Here is a 3,611-nt window from a genome sequence, read left to right as displayed (position 1 = left end):
GAGAAGGAGGAATAACACGATCATTTCAAACAAACCTTGTTATGAAAAGCTATTAGAACAGTTCCTCTTCTTGCTCTTTCAACCATATTTTAAGGAGAAAGGGAAAACATATACTTAAATTCCGAAATAAAAAAATACCATAAAAAGGAATAAGTGTTTTTCCATGTTTCGTAGCATATTAAAAACATAGGAGGTGATACAATATGGCAAACAATAAGAGTGGAAATCGTAATGAATTATTGGTTCAAGGTGCTGAAAGTGCACTTGATCAAATGAAATATGAAATCGCACAAGAATTTGGTGTGCAACTTGGCGCAGACGCAACAGCTCGTTCAAATGGATCTGTTGGTGGTGAAATCACAAAACGTCTAGTAGCAATGGCTGAACAACAACTTGGCGGTGGGGTTACTCATTAATTTTATATGTTAAATGGATATAGAGGAGAGACATACTGTCCCTCTTTTCTCATACACTTCTTTTTAAATATATAGTTAATCTTTTTAAGCACATTAAATAAGTTCCGTAGTCTTAGTTTTATTTAGTAAGATTTAAAACAATAAAATGTCAGGATTTCAAAATCTAAAAATGAATTTATATATTTAATCCTTTGAGCTCTCAAGGCCCTAAATACATAATTAAATATAGAAAAATACGAGGATAAAAGGTTAGAGATTCAAATTATAAGCAGGTAGTATATTTGTATACGTAAATAAAAAAGGAGCAGAGTAAATGAAATATGAAGAGGTATTTACGGTTGAAATTTCGGTAGGCAGTGCAAGAGTAGCAAGACATGAGTTAAAGGCTCATGATGTTATTGACGTCGTTGAAAAACTTGCTCAAAAATATTTAAGTAATCATGAGGGGTATTCTCATAATAAATAAAGGAGCATAATGATATGACCTGTCATGATATTAAGAATCAAACGAAAGAAAAAAAAGATTTAAAATGGTGGCAACTCTCACTCATAGGGATAGGCTGTACGATAGGTACTGGTTTTTTTTTAGGATCCAGCATAGGAATTAAAATAGGTGGCTCTTCAATTATTCTTATTCTTATTCTAACTGGATTTACTACATATATTGTATTTGAAGCATTGGCAAAAATGACTGTAAAAGATCCACAAAAAGGGTCTTTTCGCATTTATTCAAGAAAAGCATTTGGAAATTGGGCTGGCTTTAGTCACGGGTGGACATACTGGTGTTCGGAGCTACTTATTATGGGCAGCCAGTTAAGTGCGTTAGGTATCTTTTCACGCTACTGGTTTCCTAAAATACCACTTTGGATATTTGCTGCTATATACGGAGTAGCGGCTATATTAATTATTTTTATAGGGGTAAAGATATTCGAACGTTTAGAAAAATGGATGGCTATTATAAAAATTACAGCCATAATAGGATTTATAGTGATTGCGATTTTGGTTATTTTGGGATTTATAAAGGGTGGTTTATATAAAGCTCAATTTCCGCAAAATTTTAAAGACTGGTTTCCAAATGGACTAAAAGGCACTTGGTCCTCACTTATTTATGCATTTTATGCATTTGGGGGAATCGAAATTATGGGGCTAATGACAATAAGACTAAAAGACCCTAAAGAGGCACAAAAATCAGGCAGAGTAATGTTAATGATTTTAACGGTTATTTACGTAGTCTCTTTAGGGTTGGCAATTATGATAGCTCCATTAAACCAATTTAATACGAAAGAAAGTCCTTTTGTAATAGCGTTACAAGATTATAATTTGCCGTATGTACCATTTATTTTAAATGTAGTATTAATTTTAGCGGGTTTTTCAACATTAGTTGGTTCATTATTTGCGGTTACAAGTGTATTAATGAACTTAGCTGAAGAGGGCGATGCACCTGCGATGTTTGCTAAAAAAAACAAGAAAAATATATCTTTTCCAACTTTAATTCTTATCATAATTGGACTTGGTGCCTCTATCCTTAGTGCTTTATTACTACCAAAAAATATATATGAATATGTAACAACCGCAGCTGGATTAATGTTGTTATATACATGGAGTCTAATTCTTCTTTCCTTTTGGAGATTAATGAATCCAAAAGGTTGGATGCAGATAAAAAGTATTATTGGTCTTATTATGATTGCGTTAGCTGTTAGTGGAACACTTTTACAAAAAACAACACGTTTTGGTTTCCTAGTGAGCTTGTTGTTCTTAGGAATAGTTATCATTGTTACTATAATTGTTCATTTTGTTTCAAGAAAAAAGAATAGAGTTATGTGAAGTCGATTATTAATGGTGAAGTACTCCTCCCTTATAAAATAGGGATAATTTACTTTTTGTCAATCTATTTAAAAGAAATTGTCTTAGAATACTATGTCATAGCTAAATAATCGGTGAATTTAATTTTAATCCTATTACAGGAGTTCTGTGGAATTAGAAATATGAAGTTTCTAAATAAACTTATACATTAGAACAATTCAATATAGTGAGCAGCAAGGTGAATGGCTGCACTTGTCATGGAAATGGAATTTAACCAGTTTTAAGCAAAGCGAATGTGGCGGTGGTTAAATTGAGTAATGTATTAATAACTGATTCTAATATAGAAATTATTGAAAAATGATTTGGTAGGTTTGAAAACCAAAATATAATCCATAAATAATAAGTGATATTCCAGATACTACTGTAATAAGAGATAATATACGTGCATTCAAAATTTTACGAAATATACTAGAAGTACTTGCCATAGTAATATCCCAAATAAAAATACCTAAAATGATACCAAAGCTATATAACAAAAGCTGCTCTTTATTATAGGAAGAAGCGGCTTTTGCTAATATAGAGCCAAAAATTCCAAGCCAAAATAGAATTGTTAATGGATTAGATAGAGACATAAAGAAACCAGAAAAGAAGCTTTTAATAATTGAATCATCATTTCTAGTATTCCTAATACTAATTTGATTAGCGCTTTTTAAACTTTCGATACCTGTATAGATTAAAACAAAAGCTCCGAAAGACCATAAGAAAAGTTTTATAATATCTTTTTCGAGAAAATGAATCACACCTAAATAAATAAGGCCCATATAGATAATATCTGCAATTATGGCTCCTATGCCGAAAATCCAAGCGTGAAAAAATCCATTCCTAATACCTTTTTCTAACTGTGCAGCATTAATAGGCCCCATTGGAGCAGATAATGATAAACCTAAGAAAACATAACTTAAAAATATGCCCACTTATAACATGCTCCTCCCACTAAATTTTATCTATATTAAATCTATTCAGTGGTTAATGTTTGTACAACTAAATAATAAATGTCTTAACATATTTTTGATAATTTATAAAAAGAGGACAAATAAATCATCCATTCCTTATTTAAAGTAAACGGTTCTGTTGCAAAGTTCTCTAAACCACGTTACATTTTAGAAAAAATGAGTAGGAGCACGACAAGATGAGATATTTTGGTTCTGGTGCAAAAACTATATGGCTCATGTAACGAATCTTCGAAACTTGGACATACTGATACTAGTACTTTAAAAAAGGACGTGATTAGTATGGAAAAGCAAAACTTATTCAAGTGGAAACACTATCAGCCTGAACTAATCTTATTAACAGTAAGATGGTACCTGCGGTACAATTTAAGCTTTCGTAACC

Annotated in this window: 4 protein-coding genes and 1 pseudogene; 4 read left to right on the top strand and 1 reads right to left on the bottom strand. The window is 31.5% G+C overall.

Annotated features, from left to right (window positions below; genetic code table 11):
• Window positions 1-203 precede the first annotated feature (203 nt).
• The 3 genes from JDS96_RS29960 to JDS96_RS29950 all read left to right on the top strand — a co-directional run bounded on the left by JDS96_RS29960 (window position 204) and on the right by JDS96_RS29950 (window position 2,240).
• Window positions 204-416: an alpha/beta-type small acid-soluble spore protein gene (locus JDS96_RS29960; protein WP_199669027.1), complete on the top strand. Its 213-nt coding sequence runs from the start codon at window positions 204-206 to the stop codon at window positions 414-416.
• 313 nt (window positions 417-729) lie between these two features.
• A complete protein-coding gene (locus tag JDS96_RS29955) occupies window positions 730-882 on the top strand; it encodes a hypothetical protein (protein WP_199669026.1) in 153 nt (50 codons plus the stop codon).
• 14 nt (window positions 883-896) lie between these two features.
• Entirely contained in the window at window positions 897-2,240 is a 1,344-nt protein-coding gene (locus JDS96_RS29950) for an amino acid permease (RefSeq protein WP_199669025.1), read from the top strand.
• Window positions 2,241-2,566: 326 nt separating this feature from the next.
• On the opposite strand, the gene JDS96_RS29945 is transcribed toward JDS96_RS29950, so the two are convergent.
• Window positions 2,567-3,193, bottom strand: a complete 627-nt coding sequence (locus tag JDS96_RS29945; RefSeq protein WP_199669024.1) for a LysE family transporter — start codon at window positions 3,191-3,193, stop codon at window positions 2,567-2,569.
• Window positions 3,194-3,511: 318 nt separating this feature from the next.
• On the opposite strand from JDS96_RS29945, the pseudogene JDS96_RS29940 reads away from it, so the two are divergent.
• Window positions 3,512-3,611 (top strand): annotated as a pseudogene (locus JDS96_RS29940) (IS6 family transposase); the annotation flags it as partial.

The organism is Bacillus cereus group sp. N21, assembly GCF_016483395.1.
Classification (GTDB): Bacteria; Bacillota; Bacilli; order Bacillales; family Bacillaceae_G; genus Bacillus_A; species Bacillus_A pseudomycoides.
The sequence above is the reverse complement of the archived record's forward strand: the minus strand, read 5'-3'. Positions and strand labels throughout refer to the sequence as shown.